We start from the raw sequence: 20,780 nt of genomic DNA on the forward strand, positions 1-20,780 counted from the left end.
TCCCTGGTTATTTGTGGCCGGTTTTACCCAGTGCCTTGGCCACCAGTTGCTCGTAGAGTTCGGCGTAGGGTTCGACCGCTTTGCACCAGTTGAACGGCGCGGCCATCGCCCGGCAACGCATGGCATTGAGTAGTTCGGGGAACGCAAACACCTTGAAGGCGCGGCTCAGCGCTTCTCGGTAGCTTTCGACAGTGGACTCGTCGAACAGGAATCCGGTGACGCCGTTTTCAATGGTGTCGGCCAGCCCGCCGGTATTGCGCGCCACCGGCAACGAGCCGAAACGCTGCGCATACATCTGGCTCAGGCCGCAGGGCTCGTACCGCGAAGGCATCAGCAGGAAATCGCTGCCGGCAAACATGCGCCGGGCATCGGTTTCGTTGAAGCCGATACGCACGCCGATCTGGCCGGGGAAACGCAGCGCCAGTTCGCGCATGGCCTGTTCTTCTTCCGGCTCGCCACGGCCGATGATTGCGATCTGGCCACCGTTCTCGACGATGTATTCGGACACCGCTTCAGTCAGGTCCAGACCTTTTTGATAGACCAGACGCGAGACCACGGCGAACAGCGGGCCTTCGGAATCGGCGAGGCCGAACAGTTCACGAACATGCGCCGCGTTTACTGCTTTACCTTCCCAGTCGCCGATGGCGAATGGCGCGAACAGGTGCGGGTCGGTGGCCGCATCCCAGCTCTCGTCAATGCCGTTGGGGATACCGCTGAGCAAACCTTGCTGGGTCTTGGCGGCAAGAAAACCGTCGAGACCGCAGCCGAAATCCGGGGTAGTGATTTCCTGCGCATAGGTCGCGCTGACCGTGGTGATATGGCTTGAATACGCCATGCCGGCCTTGAGGAAAGACATCTTGCCGTAGAACTCCATGCCTTCCTGTTGCAGGGCATGGTGAGGAATACCCAGCTCCGGGCACGAGCCGAGGCTGGTCACGCCTTGATAGGCGAGGTTGTGGATGGTGAACAGCGTTGGCGTGCGCTGCCCGCGCCAGTGCATATAAGCAGGCGCCAGACCGGCAGGCCAATCGTGGGCGTGCACCAGGTCCGGACACCAGTGAATCTGTGCAAGGTTAGCAGCGATATCGGCAGCGGCCAGACCCAGGCGGGCGAAACGAATATGGTTGTCCGGCCAGTCGCGACCATTGTTGGCGCCGTAAGGCGAACCTTCGCGCTCGTAGAGTTCGGGGCAGATCAGTACGTAGATCACCAGACCGTCAGGCATGTCCATGCGCCCGATCTGGCAAGGTGGCAGCGCCGCATGGCCGCCGAGTTCGCCGATGATGTGGATCGGGTTTTCGCTGTGCATCACTTGCGGGTAACCGGGGATCAGCACGCGAACATCATGCAGGTGCGCCATGGCGCGGGGCAGGGCGGCAGAAACGTCACCCAGGCCACCGGTCTTGACCAGATCGGCGATTTCCGAGGTAACGAACAACACTTTCTTCTTGTTTGGATTCTGACTGGCCACCGGGGCAAGCGTTCTGGTGCTCGGGACGTTGATCGACCGGCTGCCGGGAACGCTCACGGTGCTCGATTCGCCAATCGATGGTTGAGCACGCTCTCCCTGAATATCCAATGCCGCACTGATCATATGAATCTCCCGTGTCGTTGATCTGATTCTTGTCTTTAACAAGCGATTTCCGTGGCCAGAGTCCTGTGGCCAGGCGCAAACGCGCCACGCATCGGTGAGCAAACGCTACCCAACACGCGCAAGCAGAATGGGTGAAGGGGGCGTTGCAAGGATTGCACCAGTCGCGTTGACGCTACCTTTCTGATGACCCGTCGCGATCTGCAAAAGTTTCGAGAATTTTTCCAGTTTGTGACCAGCCGGTTTTACCCCGCGAAATCCAGTCTAGGCCAGATCCTAGAGCGGGCCCGGGCAAAAAGGTAAATTGTTCGACAATCGGTTTGCGGGCAGCGTGATTCGCAGAGGGTGGGGGTGATACGCACCGACGAAGGGCAGGTATTTTTGGCGGGATGGGCTAAAACGGTGACTGGGTGGTCATGGTTTTGTGCTAGCGGGGAAGGCGTTTGCACTGTTGTGGTGCGGGCAGTTTGTTGATTGGCTGACTGTCAGGGCCTCTTCGCGGGCAAGCCCGCTCCCACAGGTTTGGCGGCGTTCACAAATGTTGTGTACGACTCGATCCCTGTGCGAGCGGGCTTGCCCGCGATGGCGTCAGTCAGGACAAACTCAGTTCAGTGGGCGAATTGATTTGCCCGCTGACCACGCCTGAATATCTTCGATCATCTGCGAAAAGAACTGTTCGTAGTTCTTGCGACTGACATAGCCGACATGCGGGGTGGCCAATACGTTTTCCAGTGTGCGAAACGGGTGCATCGGCGGCAGCGGTTCTTCATCGAATACATCCAATACTGCACCGGCAATGTGCTGTTTCTGCAGGGCCTTGATCAGCGCCGCCTCATCAACAATCGGTCCACGCGCAGTGTTGACCAGCAACGCCGTGGGTTTCATCCAGCCTAGCGCCTGCGCATCCACCAGCCCTCGACTGCGTTCGCTGAGCACCAGATGCACCGAAAGCACATCGGCCTGCTCGAACAATTGCTGCTTGCTGACATAAGTAACGCCGGCCTGTTCAGCGCGTTCGGTGGTGAGGTTTTCGCTCCAGGCGATCACGCGCATACCAAACGCTTGCCCGAACTTCGCTACTTTCTGGCCGATGCTGCCCAAACCGAGAATGGCCAGAGTCTTGCCATGCAGGTCGCCGCCCAGGCCTTGCTGCCACTTGCCGGCGCGCAACGAGTTTGCCTCGTTCACCAGATTGCGCGTGGCGGCCATGATCAGCGCCCAGGTCAGTTCCGGCGCCGCGTGTTTGTAGCTGTCGGTGCCGCTGACCTTGATCCCGAGCTTCGTCGCTGCCGCGATGTCCAGCGCCGCGTTGCGCATGCCGCCAGTCACCAGCAATTTCAGCTTGGGCAGGCGTTCAAGCAGGTCCGCATCGAAACGTGTGCGTTCGCGCATGACGCAGATCACTTCGAACCTGGCCAGTCGTTCGGCCATCGTGGTGTTGTCCGCCGGGTAGTCGTGGACGAACGTCACCTCACCGATACTCTCCAGCACCGACCAGTCGACCACCTCGCGGGCCACGTCCTGCCAGTCATCGATCACTGCAATCTGCACCGCCATCAGCCTTACCTCATCAACGCACGGGATTGGTTTTGTTCAGCCAGTCGAGCAACGCCTTGTGAAATTGCTCCGGTTCTTCCATTTGTGGTGCATGGCCCATGCCGGGGAATTCCACCAGCGTGGACTGCGGAATCAGCTTCGCGACTTGCTTGCCGAGTACTTCGTAGTGGCCGATCTTCGCTTTCACCTCGGGTGGTGCGATGTCTTTGCCGATGGCAGTGGTGTCGGACGTACCGATCAGCAGCAGCGTCGGCATCTTCAGATTCTTGAATTCGTAATACACCGGTTGGGTGAAAATCATGTCGTAGATCAGCGCAGAGTTCCAGGCCACCTGGGTTTTGCCCGGGCCGTTGCTCAGGCCGTCGAGCATGTCGACCCAACGGTCGAATTCGGGTTTCCAGCGACCATCGTAATAAGTCGTGCGCTCATAGTCGCGAATGCTTTGGCCGGTGACTTTGAGTTCACGCTGATACCACTGGTCAACGGTGCGATAGGGTACGCCGAGGGCTTTCCAGTCTTCCAGACCGATTGGATTGACCAGCGCCAGTTGATCGACTTGATCCGGGAACAGCAGTGCGTAACGGGTGGCGAGCATGCCGCCGGTGGAGTGCCCCAACAGGGTGGCTTTCTGAATGCCCAGCGCTTTGAGCAGTTGCTGGGTGTTGGTTGCCAGTTGCTGGAAGCTGTATTGGTAGTTATCCGGTTTGCTGGAGGTGCAGAAGCCAATCTGATCCGGTGCGATCACCCGGTAACCGGACTCGCTGAGGGCTTTGATCGAACTGTCCCAGGTTGCGCCGCAAAAATTCTTGCCGTGCATCAGTACGACGGTTCTGCCGTTGGCTTTGCCATGGGCGGCGACATCCATGTAACCCATTTGCAGGGATTTGCCTTGGGATTGGAAGGCGAAGTGTTTAAGCGTGTAGGGGTATTCGAAACCTTGCAGTTCCGGGCCGTATTGCGGGCCTTCGGCATGCGCCATCAACGGCAGGGCGGCGGTCAGGAACAGGCCGGGCAGCCAGCGGGGAAACGTGACGGACATAGGGGCAAACTCCATTGAAATCGGCCGATGCTGGAACGGCTGGATTAGGGCGACGTTAAAAACAGGCAATGTCCGCGCTCAATCGTTCAACCGACCCAGCCGAGGGTCAACATCGCCAGCACCGCATAACGTGCGCCTTTGGCCAGGGTGACGATCAGCAGGAAACGCCCGAGCGGCTCGCGCATCACACCGGCAATCAAGGTCAGCGGGTCGCCGATGATCGGCAGCCAACTGAGCAATAACGACCAATGCCCGTAACGCTGATAATGCTTGCGCGCGTTGGCCATGTGCTTGGCACTGACCGGAAACCAGCGTCGATCCTGAAATTGCTCAAGCCGGCGCCCCAGCCACCAGTTGACCACTGAACCCAGCACATTGCCCAGCGTCGCCACGGCCAGCAGGCCCCATAGCCAATAACGGTCGCTGAGCAGCAACCCCACCAGTAGCGCTTCAGATTGCAGCGGCAACAGCGTCGCCGCACCGAATGCGGCGAAGAACAGCCCTAAATAAGCCACCGCCATCAGTGGGCCGGGTAATCCGCCACCACGACATCAGCACCATTCTTTGTCAGGCCGATCACTTGATAAGCGTCGCTCATGCCGTCCATTTCCATTCCCGGCGAACCGATCGGCATCCCTGGCGCGGCAACGCCCAGCAGGTCGTCGCGTTTGCTCAGCGCCAACACCTGGTCGGCGGGTACATGGCCTTCGACGAATTTGCCGTTGATGATCCCGGTATGGCACGACGCCAGACGCGGTGGTACGCCATGTTGTTGCTTGAAGCTGCTCATGTCGGCTTCGACGTGATCTTCGACCTTGAAGCCGTTGGCTTCCAGGTGGCTGATCCACTTCTTGCAGCAACCGCAATTGGCGTCACGGTGCACTTCAATCGGGATCAGATCGGCGGCCTGGGCCAGGGAAGAGATGAACAGGGCGCTCAGGGCGGCCAGTCGCAGGGAGGTTCGCATGATGGATTCTCGACAAGGATGACGGTCAAAAAGGAAAGCATTTTGACCGGATTATCCTGCACGGCATCAACGGAGTGTTTCAAGTTGATACAAGGCAAGTCGGCAGGATGATCGTCGATCCAGCCTGACAGCCCACTGAGTACGAGATTACAAATCTGTCAGATTCAGAACCCAAACCTCTGTGGCGAGGGAGCTTGCTCCCGCTCGGCTGCGAAGCAGTCGTTCAGGATTGCCCGATTTATCTGCCGAGACAGATGGCAGATTTTGGGGCTGCTTCGCAACCCAGCGGGAGCAAGCTCCCTCGCCACAATGTTCAATTGGCAATTTAGCGGACTTTGAAGCGGCCCATGATCGCGCTGACGCGGCTGTTGGCTTCGAGCAACTGCCGGGTGTTGAGTTCGCTGGCGTGACCGCTTTGTACCAGTTCTTCAACCATATGACGGATCTGCACCATGCTGCGGTTGATCTCTTCGGTCACCGCGCTTTGCTGCTCGGCGGCGGTGGCGATCTGAGTGCTGAGGCTATTGATGTGACTGACCGAACCGGCCATTTCATCCAGACCCGAGTTGACCCGTGCGGTAGCGTCGGCAGCTGACTGGCAACTGGCCTGAGTGTTTTCCATGGCGGCAACCGAAGAACTCACACCTTGAGTCAGACGAGCCAGCATTTCGTTGATTTCCGAAGTGCTGGCTTGAGTGCGGGCGGCGAGGGCGCGCACTTCGTCGGCCACCACTGCAAAGCCGCGACCTTGTTCACCGGCACGCGCAGCCTCGATGGCGGCGTTGAGCGCCAGCAGGTTGGTCTGGCCGGCAATCGCGCCGATCACCCCGAGAATCTCGGTAATGCGCTGGGCGTCCTGTTGCATGCTTTCGACTTTGTGGGTGGCGCTGGCCACCTCGTCGATCAGTGCGATTACGCTGCTGGAGGCTTCACCAACGACCACGCGGGAACGATCGGCGTTTTCGTTGGCGCGCTGGGTGAACGCAGCGGTTTCGGCGGCATTTTGCGCGACGCTTTCAGCGGTGGAACTCATTTCGGTGATGGCCGTCACGGTCTGATCGGTTTCCGAAGCGTGACGCAGCAGGATCTGGCTGGTGTGCGCCGAGGTGCGTTGCAGACCGTCGAGACTCGAGGCCATGGCGCCGGTGGCTTGAGTGACTTCGCCGATCATGTTTTGCAGGTATGTAATAAAGGCGTTGATCGAGTGACCGATGGCACCGAGTTCATCTTCGGCACGGATAGTGATACGCCGAGTCAGATCGGCATCGCCACTGGACAGCAAATCAATGTTGGCTTTCAGGGCTTTCATGCGCTGAACCAACTGACGGATCGCATAGACCTGCAACAGCACCAGCAGAATGACCAGCGGAATCTGCAACAGGCTCAAGGTGCTGAGCACATCATCACGCTGGGCAGTGAGCATCTTGGTCGGCAGGGCAGTGGCAAGGAACCACGGCGTGCCTTCGATTGGACGCATGAAGAAGGTGCTGGCTTCACCGTTGTTGTCGAACTCGACGCGCTGCGCTTGATCGCGGTTTTGCAGGCCGGTTTTAACCTGGCTGGCAAAGGTCGAACTTGAGGCGAGATCGCTGATGTTCTTCAACACGATCGGGCCGCTGATGCGTGAGCTGTTGCTAATGATCTTGCCATCGGCTTCAACGATCAGCATTTCAGCGTTGAGGTCTTTTTCCTTGCGTGCCACCAGATCATTGAAGAAACCGAGGGTCACGTCGATGGTCGATACGCCCCAGGACACGCCATTCTTCTGGATGGCCATGGCGCAGTTGGTACGTGGCTCGGCGCTCGCGTCATCTTTATAGGCTGCAGCCCAGGCGCACTGGCCGCGCGGGGTCTGCATGCCGCCCTTGTACCAGCTCTGATCGTAGTAGTTGGGCGCTGCGTCGCTGTTCCAGAAGGTGTTGACCGCCAGTTTGCCCGAGGCATCGCGATGCCAGAAGGTGCTGAACTTGTTGCGTCCCGCCTCACGCTGACCGGGCAGGGGCCAGATACCGCCACCGAACACTTTCAACTCGCCGTACTGATCGACCAGACCCGGCAACACCGTGTCGATGGCCGCGCTGTCGAGCAGCGGAATGGTCTGGGTGATGCTGCGTTGTTGCGCCTGAACCTTGTTCAGCTCGCCCTGAATCTGCTCGGCGACTTCAGCGATGCGGTTGAGCACCACCTGTTCTTCGGTATGACGCAGTTTGGGTGCAACGAGTTGGCTGATACCGACCACGGTCAATACCGATAGCAGCAGGATAAACAGAACCAGAAACAGCGTGTAGCGAGCCTGAATGGTGCGGAATGCGGGCATGGAAACCGGTCCTTGTGCTGCGTTTTTATTGTGGGGGCGAGGAGAAAAGGCGCGGGGGCATGTCAGCGTATCGTCGGTGAATGAGGAAGCTTTAGGTACTTTCGTCCAGGAAACTCCGATATCGACCGATGGCAGGTATCAGATCTGATACAAGGACACCGGCCAGCTCGATCGTTAGAACAAAAAAACTATGGCTAAGGACTTTCAAAAGAGCGGCGGGCCAGCATTTACAGTGCTCTTGGCATTTGTATCGAGAATGTATAAGAATTGTAAAGAAAGGCATTTATAGTTTTGGTGCCACCAGTTCGCCGGTAGATACTCGCGGCATTCGAGTCTTTCAAAAGGACGTTTTCATGGTCATCTCACAGGGAGTCCTCTCATGACTATCGGCTATACCGGTACCTGGCAGGCCAAGGCTGGTGTTCTGGTACGCAATACGGGCGCGAAAAAACAAGTCGCTCAGAGCGTCAAGGTCCAGCAGATGCTCACCATGGTCGGCAACGATCCGAACGCGCTGAACACTGCCGAGATGGATAAACAGAACCTGCGCAAGCAGATCAAGGGCTTCGACCCTACGAACGTCACGGCAAAACAACTGGGTAATCTGAGTTCGTTTCTGCGTGGCCGAGGGCTGATCTCCGAGGTGACCTCGATCAGCCTGTTCAATGCCGGTGACAAGTTTGACCGTTTCGGCGTGCAGGACCCTGACGCCAAGTTCGATGCATTGGCGTATTTTGCGACTCAGCTGGATGCCATCCAGACCAATGGCCTGAACGGCAATTTCTACGGCAAGGCGCTGATCCCCGAGTATAAAAAAGCCATCTATGTGCTTCAGAACCTGAAGACGTATGGCGAAGGCAACGCGGCAAAACCAGTGGACGCCGGCGTCAAAGCCAAGGCGTAAGCTCGATGCCTGGCCCGTTCAACTCTGGACGGGCCTCGATTATTTTCACCCCTCAAACAGACCCGCCTGCTGTTGCGCGCGGTCATGCAAGCGCTGCATGTGTGGGCAATGCAATGTCAGTTTGCGCGCCCCATATCCTCGGTGAAACAGCGCCAGCCATCCCTCACTCCGGTCATCCGGGGCAACTCCAGTGAATGCAAAACCCAGCGTCGAGAGCTGCTGCATGGCGTCGGTAAAGCCCTTCGCCAGTCTCAGCCTGAGCGATATCAACCAATGCGCCGGGAGTTGCCGCAATTGATCAAGCAAGCTGGCGTCCAGCTCTTTGATGCGGATGTCATAACGGCCTGATGATTCATCGAAATGCACGCTCGGGCCTTTCCAGGGGGATTGGGTTTCCTGCGTGCTGAATACCGCGCTCAAGTGCAGCATGAGCTCGCGACAGTCCTCGGGCCAGACCAGCGCGGGGAGAGGGCGCGGATAGCCATCGATCGGCTGGAAACCGAGCACGAGGGTTTCCCGGTTCAGTTCGCCAAATGGCGAGGCCACATAGTCAGGCAACAAACCGGTACTGTGAAACCCCAGAGTGCTCGCCATGCGTTGGGTGTAAGGATGTTGCGTTACCTGTTTGATGGTAACGCTGTGGCAATCGAGTGCTTGTGCATGAATCAGTAGTTTCTGACCCAGGCGCGTTGCAATGTTCTGTCCGCGGGTGTCTGGATCAACCACGCTCAACGCCAGCTCTGCCGTTCGTGTCCCTTTGGAAGCACTGCGGCTGAGCTCGCGAAACAAGGTCGCGTGCCCACGTATTTGTTCGTTGTCCACGGCCAACAGTGAATGCCAGCGACCTTCTTTGTGGTTCTGGCTGAACATGCACGGCAGATACACGTGAGGTTGAGCGTAATGATCTCCGTAGATCCTGCGGAACAGCGAGCTCACGGCCGAGGCGTCACTGACGCGATAGCGTCGCAGCGTCAGGTTATCCATCATGTCTGCCTCTGGGGCAAACAATCATATTCGCGCAGATCCGCCACCCGTTGACGTTTACCGGAGCGCGGATGGCAGGCGAGGTCATCGCCCGTGCAACCGGTTACGTGTAGCTCAAGCAGATGATCGGTAGTCAGTTGTTCGATCATTGGGTAACGCTCGATCAATGCGCTCTTGAGCAAATCACTGGCATCGTCGCTGTCTCTCAATTCGGCGGCCGGAACCCACTTGAGGGTCAGCAGATCTTTCTGTCCGCGCTGCTCGATGACCAGTTGCCAGTCATCGCTGGCGACGCGGCGTTGCACGATTTCGCCTATATCGAAGATCTGCAAGGTCAATATGCTCACCCGAACGCGCTGACTGTTCATGCTGCGGCCCATCAGCGCAAACTTGCGCCGGGGAGTTGCGCCGGGTTCGCGCCAGCAGGCGAGGTCGCCCACCGGATAGCGGATCAACGGCATTAGCTGACGGGTGAGGTTGGTCATTACCAGCAGTCCGTTGCGACCGCATTCTTCAATCACCTCGCCCGTCAGCTCGTCGATGATTTCCAGCACGCTGTGGTGTTCAAGCATGCGGTGTTCACCCAAGGCGCAATCGCGCTCACTGGTGCCGATTAAACCGGCGTCGACGCTCGCGTAGCCGATGGAGGCAATCCGCGCATTGGGGAATACCCGTGTGAGCACCTGCAGTTGCGCTGGGAACAGGCTTTCACCGCCGTAGAGCAAGGTCTGCACGCCTTCAAGCGTCAGTGACCTTTGCTCCATCCATGCGGAAAATTTCAGCAAGTGCGCCGGTACGCCGGCCAGCACATTGATCCGAAAGGCATGGATGGAATCGGCCAGCACGCTGGAATCCACATCTCCGGTGAACGGGAACTCGGTGACTCCCACTTTTACATGCGCAAGCGAGTCGTGGGTGAACATGAAGCTGGCATAAAGATCACCGACGAAGAACAGATTGGCGACCCGATCACCCTCGTTCAGCTGTGCGGTGAGATGAGTGCCAAAGTCGCTTACCAGTGTTTGCCACTCGTCACGGGTGTATATCGACAGCTTGCCGGAACCGGTTGTCCCGCCGGTTCTGAAGACCAATGCGCTGCCAATGGCGGATGTCAGCACTGGCCACTGCTCAAGCTGCTGACTCCCTTGCCAATATTGTGCAGGGTCTGCCAGAGGAAGGTCGGCCAGTGTGTTCACGCCCTCCGGGATTTCCCGAAAGTGTTCCTTGTAGTAGTTCGAGTGCTGTCGGGCGAAGCCGATCAGGCTGTTCAAATCAACGGTCGTGTTCATTCTGTCGTTCTTATAAAAAATGGCTGTATCGAGTGCGATCAATGCTCTTGGCGGCGCATATCGATCAATAACGGCGTCTTGCCGCTGTGTTTGTTGCGAGAGAATGCTTCGATTGCGCAGGTTTCAACTTCTACCGCCAGCAACCCGGTCTCGACCAATGTGCTCAGCGTCGAGTAGCCCGACAGCCGTTGATGGACATCCGCCGCTTGCCGTTCGCTGCGAATCCGCATGCGCTCCAGTCCATCAGGTGCGTGGTCAAGAATCAGCTGAAACCGGGTTTGCAGCTGTTGCGCCAGCTCCGCCAGAGAAATGAAGTCAGTGCCGATGCGGATCAGCTTGCCGTGGCGCTGAAGCAGTTCGAAGCGTGGCGACCCAAGACCGCATGCGCATGCCCCCAGTACCCAGCGTCCGCTGTCGCCCACGTCGTAGCGCCGGACGGATTGCCCCTGACGCGCCAGCGAGGTAATCAACAGGCGACCGACTTCACCGTTCTGTAACGGTTGATCATGATCAAAATCAACGATTTCCAGTTGCTGGATGTCGCTCATCAAATGAAAGATGCCATCCGCCGTTGCGTGACAGGCATGTCCAAGCGGACCGGCATCGACGCTGCCGTAAATGGCTGAGCGAATGAGCTTCACGCCGCAGCTTTCGAGCAATTGGCGACAGGACTCACTGATGTGTTCGCCGCCGAGAAACACTTTGCGGATGCCGCCGTAGGCCCGCAGGCGCTGCTGTTCGTCGATAAACAAGCGATGCAGGGTACTTGGCATGCCGATCAACACGCTGACCTGCTGCTCGACGATCAGTTGCACGATTTCGCTGTAGTCCTCATCGGTCGGCGCGCCCATCGGCAGATGCGTGACGCCGAGTAGTTCCAGCACCTTGGCAAAACTGAAAAATCCGCCGTATAACCCGCCACTGAAGAACAGGTTCATGACTCTGTCACCCCCCGGGTCGATGCCGGCGGCCAGCAGACCGTCGGCAGTTGCGCGCATCTGGCGCTGGAAATCCACGTAGCTGAACCCTGACAACGCGGGTACGCCGCTGCTGCCACCAGAGCGGAAATACAACTGTGTTACCGGGTTGAATGGCTGCGAAACGAAGGCTTCTTTGCTCATGATCGGCGCGTCGATCAACGTTGCCAGCGCGGGCTGACGGTCGAGCGTGGCGTGGGTCGCCAGCACCGATGGTGCCAGGCTGACCGACACTCGCCGGCTTAGACGTTGCAGGGCGTAGACGCCATCATGGGGTTCGCCGTCGTAGCCGTCATGGATGGCGTTGATTGGCGCCAGTCGCGTGACTCCAGCCGCGATAAGTGTCTGCGACAGTTCTGCAATCTCTGCTTCGGGACACAGCAAGGCGCAGCTTTGCAAGACGTTACGCCAAGGTAACAACGTGCGGGTGACAAGGGCGCGCGGCAGTGGTTTGAGCATCAGGCTGCGAAACAGCGGCGAGGGTTCGAACTGCTGATCGTGACTCCAGATGACCCGCCAGTTCGATGTGCTCCAGATCTGGCCAGTCTGTGCGGTGAAGCTTTGCGCGAGTCGGGCCATAGTGACCTGGGTGGTGATCTGCGAAGCTTCCTGAAGTGTCGGTGCCAGCGCGGGCCATTGTCCGGCGCGTCGTTCAAAGGCTTCGGCCAGTGTGGCGCCGATGTCACGCAAGACTTCGGCATCGTCGCTGTCAACGAGCAGCCATTGCGGACTGGAGCAGGCTTGTTGATCGAGGCGGCACACTTCGTCCACCACCGCATCGAGCACGGATGGCGATGCGCTGTCCGGCGTCAGATAAATGAGGCTGATGCGATGTCCCCAATCGATCCAGCGGCAGCCGGCCGGGAGCTGTTGGCGAATCGCTTGTAGCGCCTTTTCACCACCCCATGCCGAGACGCCGTTGGCGTATTGGCAAAGTTGGCCGATTTGCGCCGTGTTCGCCGGCAGCACTGCAACATAGTCTTTGACCTGGCCGCTGGCATCGCAATGCACCAATGTATTGAGTAGACGGGCTGTGAATCCGTTATCACTGCTGCTGGGACGCAGCCAGTTGACGTTACCGCTCAACAGGCCTTCAACCACCGCGCAAAATGCCAGTAGCGGGGCGTTGGCGGGAGTGATGTGGATCACCAGGCCGAGTGGGCTCCAGCGTTCGAAGCGCGCCTGTCGATAGTCAATGCGGCGCATGGAGTGGGGCTGAAGTCCGAGTTCACGCTCAAGCTTGGATTGCAGCGCCAGGGGCTGGCAAAAGTCGATCAGCGCCTGACGTTGTTCGGTGTCCAGACTCGGCTCGGCGCTTGCCAAATGCTCGGCGAACGCCTGAACTGCGGCCATCAGCGTTGCAGTTTCAAGCGGCGTGCCCAGCCTCTGTGGCAGATCCCGATGAAGTTGTTCCAGGGCGCTGGCGAGGTCGCAGTCTGCGCGCAGTTGTCCGTTGATCAAGTACATATCAGTGAGTCCCCAGTAATTCAGAGGCCGCCATGGCACAGCTTCGGCCAGCGTCGGTGCCGGCGCGGCCATGCAGTTCGAACCAGTCGCTGCTCAGGCCGCAGTCGCAACTTGTGCCCGGATGCAGGGTCGCGAGGTCGCTCATGACCACCGCGTGTGCCGGACTCGATGAAATGTAGGGCGATACAAAACCGAGCAAACCGCGCTGGCCATACGGCAGGACAGAAAGATCGACCGGGTTGCGCACATACACTTTCGAGTACACCGGTACATGGAAGTGATGCTGCGCACATTCGACGTAGGGCACGGCGTGTTCGACCGCGCCGAAACCGTCACGACAGTCCTGCGCGGCGATCCCCAGTTGCTGTTGAATTCGCGCATACAACTGCGCTTTGGGAACCTCGTCAGCGGCTTGGGTTTTCCAGCCGCCGCCAAAAAACGCCAGCGAGCCGGCCGGCAGTTGCACATTCGCCACACTGGTAGCCTGCATGCGTTGCAGGATTTGCCAGAGAAACGCCGGGAAGCCGAAAATTCGTACCGGCAAGCCTTCTTCGGCAAATGCCTGCAAGGCTGCGATGACCCCGAACAGGTCGAACTGATGACCGTTGCCGTTATGGCGCAGCGCATAAACCACGCGGTTGACCGGGGCGAAGCGACACAGGAACTGGTCAGTAAAGGATGTTCCCAGGGTGATTTGCCCTTCGGGCTCGTAGCTCAGCAACAGGTAGTTGCAGGGTGTATCCGGGGTGTTCCAGCCGTACTCGTGGAAAATTCTTTCGACCATGTACTGCGCGGCCGAGAGGCTGCGCTGGTCATAGCGCATGCGGCTTTTCTGGCCGCTGGTACCGGATGAGGTCAACTCCAGCGCATCTTCGCCTGTAGGGCTGAGCAGTAGGTGTCGCTTGAAAAAACTGGCGAAGATCGGCGGCAGTCGTGCCCAGTCGTCCAGTTGATCCAGCTCCTCGATCTGCATGTCATTGGCGTTGAGCCAATGTGCGTAGCCGGGCGTATGCTCGGCATGAAAACGGGTGATTTCAGCCATGGCCTGATTGAACAAGCCTTGCGGTACGGATTCCGGGCAATAGGGTTGCGTCAACGCGCAGAGCGCGTCGCTGTGGGGTAAATGAATCATCGATAGTCCTTCAGGAACGGGAGGCAGACGGGGCTTGAAGCGCCGGAGTGTTGCGCAATAGCCGATACAGAAAAGGCAGGCAGAACAGGCCGCCAAGCGCAGCGCATACGGCGAACGATTCGATACTTTGTGAACCGCCAATCGTTGCGATGAGTGATCCGCCAGCACCCATGACAGCGATCGACAGCATGCCGATCATCGCCGAGACCAGCCCCTTGCTGTCATCGCTGGAGAACAGTGCAAGCCGATACAGCGCGGCGTTGCTCATACCCAGCCCCAGCGCATAAACGCCAAGACCTGCGATCAGCCAGACGAGGGAGGCGTCGATCAGGGCGGCTGCGATCATGCTCAGCAGACCGAGACAGAACGGCCACACGGCCAGGCCAATGATGCGGGTAAGCGAGTGAGTGAGCAGCAGTCGGTCGAGCAGTAGATTGCCGGCGATGACTGCTGAAAAGATCGGGATCTGCCACAAACCGTACTCGCGCACAGATAATCCCAGTGACTGAATCAACAGCAGTGGCGCAAGGCCGATCCACGCGATCAGAGGCAGGCTCATCAAGCCCAGCGCCAGGCTCGCGCCGACGAATTTGCGATTGCCAATCAGCGTCAGGTAGCGCCGTAGAATTTCTTTCGGCGAGAAGGCTTGCGCTGCCTGTCGTTTCCCGTCGCGCCGGATCACGCCAATTGTTTCCGGCATACAGGCAAACAATCCCAGCCAGGTGACGGCGGCCGAAACACCCAGCCCGAGAAACAACTGGCGCCAACTCAGCCATTCGAGCAGCAGGCTACCAATCAACGGGCCGAGCAGCGGCGAGAGCAATGCAACGTTGCCCAGCAGCGCCATGAGTCGCACGGCATCGGTTTCGCAGAATACCTCCTGCAGAGCCGGGTAGCTGACGGCGACGACAAAACCCAGCCCCATCCCTTGCAGCAAGCGCAATGCATTGAACGCCTCAATGCTTTGGGTCATGAACGCCGTCGCGCAAGACACGCCAAACAGCGCGCAGCCGATCAATAAAAGTGGTCGTCTGCCGAAACGGTCTGAGAGCGGGCCGATCAGCCACTGCAGGCAGACACCGCCGATAAGGTACAGGTTGAACGCGTTGGGAACATGTCGGACGTCAGCTTTCAATTCTTCGGTAACGGCCAGCATGGCCGGCATGATCATGTCACTGGCCATGTACGTTAGAAGTTCGAAGAACGTTATCGCCAGACAGAACCCGAGTGTTTGCCTGGGACCGATGTTGATGAGTGTTCGGTGCATGCTGTCAGACGCTCTGGAGTTTCAATGTCAGGGCGGCAGAGAGTAGGGCGGGAAGTCGACGGATCAAATGTCTCTGATATGACCAAATATCTCAAAATATGAAAGGATATTTACGAATGAACAATGGCTACAAATGTATGTGAAATGTCCTACAGGCGCATGGCATATGAACTACAAATCGCGCCTACATTGCTGCTGGCGCGATCGTTGTAGGGAAACAAGTTGATATGGATATTCAGAACGCTCTCATCTAACGATGGTAGTACCCCGGACCTTCCTGGTAATAACGATGGCCGTCGTGCCAGCCGCCGTGGGGGAAGATGATGCAGCCACTGAGGGCCAGCACTGCGAGTACAGGAATCAGCCAGGTGATTCGACGGAACATTTCAAAAATCCTCATGGTTAAGCCGTCATGAAGCCAAAACTCTTCATCGGCTGTAACATGAGACCCCGCCCGCGCCATCTCATCCCGTTGAAACGGTAAGTGCATGGCATGCAAACGGATACAAACCGGATACATTTGAACGTTTCAGGAACCCGCAATGACCCAGAAGCAACGCTTGAAATACTCGATTCTGATTGCCCTTGCAGTACTTGCGACCATGCTCGGTCTGTCCTGGCTGCAAAGCACCGGGAGGATCGATGAGAAGACGTTCCAGTACATCGCCATTGGCGTCGCAGTGGTGGTGGTTGTGATCAACGGGGTGATACGCCGCAAGGTCAAGCCTTGACGGCGTCTGCCGTCAGCGTCACTCGCTGTCGAGTACCGCCGCGGCTTGCGGATGCAGGCTGTAGCTCTTGTCTGCGTTGAAGGTGACTACACCTTCGGCGCACAAGCGCTTCAAAACTTCCCGAACGCTGAGAAAAGACAGCGGAATGTCCAGATCCAGCAGATAGCTGTGTACGCCGCGTACGCCCAGTCGACGCTCGCTGTGAGCGGCGCTCAACAAAGCGTCGATGACCTTGAGGCGAATCAGGCTGGTACGCAGACCGAAACTCTTGAGCAGCAGACGGATACGTTCATTGCCGTGACGCTCGATGCGTTGCCCGAAATCGCTGGCGCGTGGGTCCATGGAAGCTCCTTGTGGCGCCTGGCTACCGTCCGTTGGTAGTTGCGAGTTGTACATGCGATTACTCCTTTTCAGAGCCTGATCAGGAAACGGGTTTGGGTGCTCTCTCTAAACAAGACGTTTCAGCACGACAAATCATGAAAGAAAATATGTAGAAAATTTGTCGCAGATTCGTTGTTTCCCTGTAATGACTGCTCGAAAAGCCTATCGGGCTGGCTAAATTTTTTTCTTCTAATTCGTCTCCTGAACAGCCGCATTGCGCCTTGAAGCGCCTGCGTGAATTTCAGGCCGACTCCAATGCGCCCGCAGATTTTATCGCGGCACGCCCGAGACGGCGGTTTTCCTATTGATCAGGAGCGAGCGTGATTATTTTCAGGCAGTTAACCGGGTTGGCCCTCGCCGGTACTTTTTTCGGGCTCAGCCTGTCGGCACATGCGCTCAGTCCCGTTGCATCAACCAGTGCCGATATTCGTCGTACCAGTTTTGGTGTGCCGCATATTCGCGCTGAAAACGAGCGTGGCCTCGGGTTCGGTATCGGTTATGCCTATGCGCAGGACAACCTTTGCCTGCTCGCCAATGAAATCATCACGGTCAATGGTCAGCGTTCACGCTATTTCGGCCCGGAGCAGTTCACCGTTGAACAGCGTGAAAACCGCGTCAGCGATGTGTTCTTCACCTGGCTCAATACGCCTGAGGCTGTGAAGACGTTCTGGCAGGCACAACCCGTCGAAGTGCAAGACCTGATGCAAGGCTATGTCGAGGGTTACAACCGTTATCTCGCCGAGCGCCGTCAGCAGGGCCTGCCGCAACAATGCCAGGGCGAATGGGTGCGTGATATTGCCGCCGAGGACCTGGTCAAACTGACCCGTCGGTTGCTGGTGGAGGGCGGGGTAGGGCAGTTTGCCGAAGCCCTCGTCGGTGCCACGCCACCACAGGCCACAGCGCAAACTCGACACGATGCAGGCGCCTATCAGTTGGCGGATGTACGCATGCAGCGCTTTGCTCTGGATCGCGGCAGCAATGCCGTGGCAGTTGGCAGCGAGCGCTCGTTCAACGGTCGCGGAATGCTGTTGGCCAATCCGCATTTCCCCTGGGTCGGCGGCATGCGTTTCTACCAGATGCATCTGACGATCCCCGGCAAGCTCGACGTCATGGGCGCTGCGTTGCCGGGATTGCCGATGATCAACATCGGTTTCAATCAACATCTGGCGTGGACTCACACGGTCGATTCGTCGAAGCATTTCACGTTGTATCGGTTGCAGCTTGATCCGCAAGACCCAACGCGTTACCTGCTGGATGGCAAGTCGCTGCCGCTGAACAAGCAGACCGTGACCGTGCAGGTCAAACAGGCTGACGGCCAGGTCGTGCCGGTATCGCGTGATATCTACAGTTCGCAGTTCGGCCCGATTGTGCAGTGGCCGGGCAAGCTCGACTGGGACAATCAATACGCTTACAGCCTGCGCGATGCCAACATCGAAAACGATCGTGTGCTCAAGCAGTGGTATGCGATGAATCAGGCAACCAATCTCAAGGATTTGCAGGATTCGGTGCACAAGATTCAGGGCATCCCGTGGGTCAACACCCTGGCAGTGGATGACAAGGGCCAGACGCTGTACATGAATCTGTCGGTGGTGCCGAACGTCAGTGCCGAGAAACTGGCCAAGTGCAGCGATCCGCGTATTGGCTTGCAGATGATCGTGCTCGACGGTTCCAACAGTGCATGTGCCTGGGATGTCGATCCGCAAGCCGCGCAGAAGGGTATCTATGCGTCGGCGCAGTTACCGCAACTGATGCGCAAGGACTTCGTCCAGCACTCCAACGATTCGGCATGGCTGGCCAACCCGGCGCAACCGCTGACCGGGTTTTCGCCGCTGATCAGTCAGGAAAACCAGCCACTGGGGATGCGCTCGCGATTTGCTCTGGATCGACTGAACGCCTTGGGCAAGAAAGGCCCGCTGGCGGTGGCCGATCTGCAACACATGGTGATGGATGACAAGGTGTATCTGGCGACTCAAGTGCTGCCCGATCTATTAAAGTTCTGTGCCGGTGATCTGGGCGCTGACACCGCTACCTTGAAAGCGATGTGCGGCAGTCTCAAGACGTGGGATGGCCGAGCGAACCTGGATTCCGGCATTGGCCTTGTACATTTCCAGAACATCATGCAAACCCTGCAACAGTCTCCGCAGGTCTGGCGTGTGGCGTTCGATCCAAAGGACCCGCAAAACACGCCGCGAGGTCTGGCTATCGAGCAACCGGCGGTGACCAAGGCCCTGCGTGAGGCGATGCTGGCCTCGGTCGAGTTGACGACAAAAACGGGTCTGAAACCAGATACGCGCTGGGGCGATATTCAGGTGGTGAACAGTGGTGGCCAGCAAACATCGATTCATGGCGGGCCGGGTACCTTGGGCATCTATAACGCCATTCAGAGCGTGCCGCGTGAAGACGGCAAACTTGAAGTGGTCAGCGGCACCAGCTATCTGCAAGTGGTGACCTTTGACGACAAGGGGCCGCATGCTCAGGGCTTGCTGGTGTTCTCGTTGTCCAGCGATCCTGAGTCGAAATACTCGCGGGATCAGACCGAGGCGTTCTCGAAAAAACAGTGGAGCGTGTTGCCGTTTACTGAACAGCAGATCGAGGCTGATCCGCAGTATCAGGTGCAGACGGTTCGCGAGGTGGCGGGCAAGTCTGCCAAGGTTGCTACGCAGTAAACGATCGGATATTGCAGGAACAAGAAAGCCGCTGCCCTGTTTCAGGGGTAACGGCTTTTTTGTTATGGGATAAACATTCGGGATTTTAGCCTTTTGGCGGCTGCCGTGGCATCGAATTGATGACCGGGTTGCCTTCGGTATTGCGGGTCAGGTAGACCGGAAGTACCCGCGGCAGGGTGTTGACCAGGCCGTTGATCTCTTTGATGTTGTAGACGCCACCGACGCGGATCGTGCCGGTACTGTTATCGGCAAGCATCAACGGTTTGCTCAGGTAACGATTGATCAGCGGCAAGGCGTCGTTCAGTGCGAGGTTGTCGAGCACCAGTTTGCCGCTTCTCCAGGCCAGCGAATTGTCGTTGGCGTAGGTCTGGCTGATCTGCGGCATGTAGTCGCCGCGTTTGTACTGGGCATTCATGGACGGGCCGAGGCGCAGGCCGTCACCGGGCAATGCAGCATTGCTGGTGACCAGTACCGAACCTTCGACCAGATTGACCCGCACCTGATCTTCATACAGCCAGACGTTGAATCGGGTGCCGGTCACACGGATTTTGCCGTCGCCAGCCCTGACAACGAACGGGTGGGAGGCATCGTGGCTGACGCTGAAAAATGCCTCACCCTTTTTCAGCGTGACACGACGTTCATCCTTGTAATTGCTGTAGGTCAGCTCGGTGTTCAGATTCAGTTCAACCTGACTACCGTCATTCAAGGTGACCTGGCGCAAGTTGCCGGTTGATTCAAAGTGCTGGTAACTGTTGGGCAGCCACCCCATGTTCCACCCGGCGACCGCTGCCAGCGGCAACGCGAGTGCACAAACCGCAGCGGCCACTGTGTATTGACGCCAGACGGAGCTGGGCTTGCTGATCGGCAACGTGACCACTGGTTCAGGGCGCGGCAAATGCCCGGCGACATCCCAGATTTCCAGCATGGCTTCATATTCGAATGCATGCAGCGGATGAGCGTCGCGCCATTGCTCAAATGCCAGACGCTCCTCTGCGGAGCAGTCGACAGCGTGCAGACGCATGCACCAATGCGCGGCGGCATCGGTGATCGCATCGTATTCGGCTTCCGAGAGGGTTTCTTGGGTCATTGATCCGTCCTGGTTTCCTGCATTCTAACCTTGCGGGCAAGGTGCCGAGAACAACCGTCATGGCAATTGCCCATCAAAGTGGAACTTATTTTTTCTCCGGACGCCCAAAAACAGGACATCCGAGGAACATCATTCATGAATGGAGTGAAAAAATGATCAAAAGAACTTTTGCCGCGATCATCGCTACAGCAGCCTTGTTCAGCGCTGGTGCTGCCATGGCCGATCGGCCGGGAGCCGGATGGATCACTATCGAAAAAGCTATCGAGATCGTTAAAACCAAGGCCGGCTATGTCGAAGTCTATGAAATCGAGGCTGATAACAGCGGCTACTGGAAAGGCGAAGGGCGCAAGGCCGATGGCGTCGTTTACGAGTTCCGTATCGATGGTGCATCGGGCAATGTATTGCGCGATCAAAAAGACTGACG

18 protein-coding genes are annotated in these 20,780 nt (G+C 57.8%); 4 read left to right on the top strand and 14 right to left on the bottom strand.

Annotation, left to right across the window (positions count from 1 at the left end):
* Positions 1-7: 7 nt before the first annotated feature.
* The 6 genes from glgA to ACTWLJ_RS20315 all read right to left on the bottom strand — a co-directional run bounded on the left by glgA (position 8) and on the right by ACTWLJ_RS20315 (position 7,471).
* Positions 8-1,594 (bottom strand): glycogen synthase GlgA, encoded by a 1,587-nt coding sequence (gene glgA / locus ACTWLJ_RS20290; RefSeq protein WP_401211259.1) that lies wholly within the window; start codon positions 1,592-1,594, stop codon positions 8-10.
* Between the two features lie 600 nt (positions 1,595-2,194).
* On the bottom strand, positions 2,195-3,148 hold the full coding sequence (locus ACTWLJ_RS20295) for a D-2-hydroxyacid dehydrogenase family protein (RefSeq protein WP_445178185.1): 954 nt from the start codon (positions 3,146-3,148) through the stop codon (positions 2,195-2,197).
* 13 nt (positions 3,149-3,161) lie between these two features.
* The gene (locus tag ACTWLJ_RS20300) at positions 3,162-4,187 is read right to left on the bottom strand and encodes an alpha/beta fold hydrolase (RefSeq protein WP_445178186.1); all 1,026 of its coding nucleotides are present in this window, start codon (positions 4,185-4,187) and stop codon (positions 3,162-3,164) included.
* A gap of 86 nt (positions 4,188-4,273) precedes the next feature.
* Entirely contained in the window at positions 4,274-4,708 is a 435-nt protein-coding gene (locus ACTWLJ_RS20305) for a YqaA family protein (protein ID WP_445178187.1), read from the bottom strand.
* Entirely contained in the window at positions 4,708-5,154 is a 447-nt protein-coding gene (locus tag ACTWLJ_RS20310; RefSeq protein WP_445178188.1) for a DUF411 domain-containing protein, read from the bottom strand. Before ACTWLJ_RS20310 ends, ACTWLJ_RS20305 begins: the two co-directional genes overlap by 1 nt.
* A 325-nt stretch (positions 5,155-5,479) precedes the next feature.
* The gene (locus ACTWLJ_RS20315) at positions 5,480-7,471 is read right to left on the bottom strand and encodes a methyl-accepting chemotaxis protein (RefSeq protein WP_445178189.1); all 1,992 of its coding nucleotides are present in this window, start codon (positions 7,469-7,471) and stop codon (positions 5,480-5,482) included.
* 379 nt (positions 7,472-7,850) lie between these two features.
* Between ACTWLJ_RS20315 and ACTWLJ_RS20320 the strand changes: the two genes are divergently transcribed.
* Positions 7,851-8,375 (top strand): hypothetical protein, encoded by a 525-nt coding sequence (locus tag ACTWLJ_RS20320; RefSeq protein WP_445178190.1) that lies wholly within the window; start codon positions 7,851-7,853, stop codon positions 8,373-8,375.
* Between the two features lie 45 nt (positions 8,376-8,420).
* Here ACTWLJ_RS20320 and ACTWLJ_RS20325 read toward each other — a convergent pair whose 3' ends face one another.
* From ACTWLJ_RS20325 to ACTWLJ_RS20350, 6 genes are all read right to left on the bottom strand, one after another.
* On the bottom strand, positions 8,421-9,359 hold the full coding sequence (locus ACTWLJ_RS20325) for a GNAT family N-acetyltransferase (protein ID WP_445181389.1): 939 nt from the start codon (positions 9,357-9,359) through the stop codon (positions 8,421-8,423).
* Complete coding sequence (locus ACTWLJ_RS20330; RefSeq protein ID WP_445178191.1) at positions 9,359-10,648, bottom strand: phenylacetate--CoA ligase family protein; 1,290 nt, start codon at positions 10,646-10,648, stop codon at positions 9,359-9,361. The genes ACTWLJ_RS20325 and ACTWLJ_RS20330 overlap by 1 nt, the downstream gene beginning before the upstream one ends.
* Before the next feature lie 38 nt (positions 10,649-10,686).
* A complete protein-coding gene (locus ACTWLJ_RS20335) occupies positions 10,687-13,092 on the bottom strand; it encodes an acyl-CoA reductase (protein ID WP_445178192.1) in 2,406 nt (801 codons plus the stop codon).
* Position 13,093: 1 nt separating this feature from the next.
* On the bottom strand, positions 13,094-14,224 hold the full coding sequence (locus ACTWLJ_RS20340) for a LuxE/PaaK family acyltransferase (RefSeq protein ID WP_445178193.1): 1,131 nt from the start codon (positions 14,222-14,224) through the stop codon (positions 13,094-13,096).
* Positions 14,225-14,234: 10 nt separating this feature from the next.
* Positions 14,235-15,491, bottom strand: a complete 1,257-nt coding sequence (locus tag ACTWLJ_RS20345; protein WP_445178194.1) for an MFS transporter — start codon at positions 15,489-15,491, stop codon at positions 14,235-14,237.
* A 250-nt stretch (positions 15,492-15,741) separates the two neighbouring features.
* Positions 15,742-15,876, bottom strand: a complete 135-nt coding sequence (locus ACTWLJ_RS20350; protein ID WP_401211287.1) for a hypothetical protein — start codon at positions 15,874-15,876, stop codon at positions 15,742-15,744.
* A 157-nt stretch (positions 15,877-16,033) separates the two neighbouring features.
* Between ACTWLJ_RS20350 and ACTWLJ_RS20355 the strand changes: the two genes are divergently transcribed.
* Positions 16,034-16,222, top strand: a complete 189-nt coding sequence (locus tag ACTWLJ_RS20355; RefSeq protein WP_401211290.1) for a hypothetical protein — start codon at positions 16,034-16,036, stop codon at positions 16,220-16,222.
* Positions 16,223-16,240: 18 nt separating this feature from the next.
* Here the strand turns inward: ACTWLJ_RS20355 and ACTWLJ_RS20360 are convergent, their stop codons facing one another.
* A complete protein-coding gene (locus tag ACTWLJ_RS20360) occupies positions 16,241-16,618 on the bottom strand; it encodes a fe2+ zn2+ uptake regulation protein (protein ID WP_445178195.1) in 378 nt (125 codons plus the stop codon).
* Positions 16,619-16,923: 305 nt separating this feature from the next.
* Here ACTWLJ_RS20360 and pvdQ point away from each other — a divergent pair, with 305 nt between their 5' ends.
* Positions 16,924-19,269 (top strand): bifunctional acylase PvdQ, encoded by a 2,346-nt coding sequence (gene pvdQ / locus ACTWLJ_RS20365; RefSeq protein WP_445178196.1) that lies wholly within the window; start codon positions 16,924-16,926, stop codon positions 19,267-19,269.
* A gap of 85 nt (positions 19,270-19,354) precedes the next feature.
* Here pvdQ and ACTWLJ_RS20370 read toward each other — a convergent pair whose 3' ends face one another.
* Positions 19,355-20,356, bottom strand: coding sequence for a FecR family protein (locus tag ACTWLJ_RS20370; protein WP_445178197.1), 1,002 nt, complete (start codon positions 20,354-20,356; stop codon positions 19,355-19,357).
* 152 nt (positions 20,357-20,508) lie between these two features.
* Between ACTWLJ_RS20370 and ACTWLJ_RS20375 the strand changes: the two genes are divergently transcribed.
* Positions 20,509-20,778, top strand: coding sequence for a PepSY domain-containing protein (locus ACTWLJ_RS20375; RefSeq protein ID WP_401211300.1), 270 nt, complete (start codon positions 20,509-20,511; stop codon positions 20,776-20,778).
* Positions 20,779-20,780: the final 2 nt, after the last annotated feature.

Source organism: Pseudomonas sp. McL0111 (genome assembly GCF_052567255.1).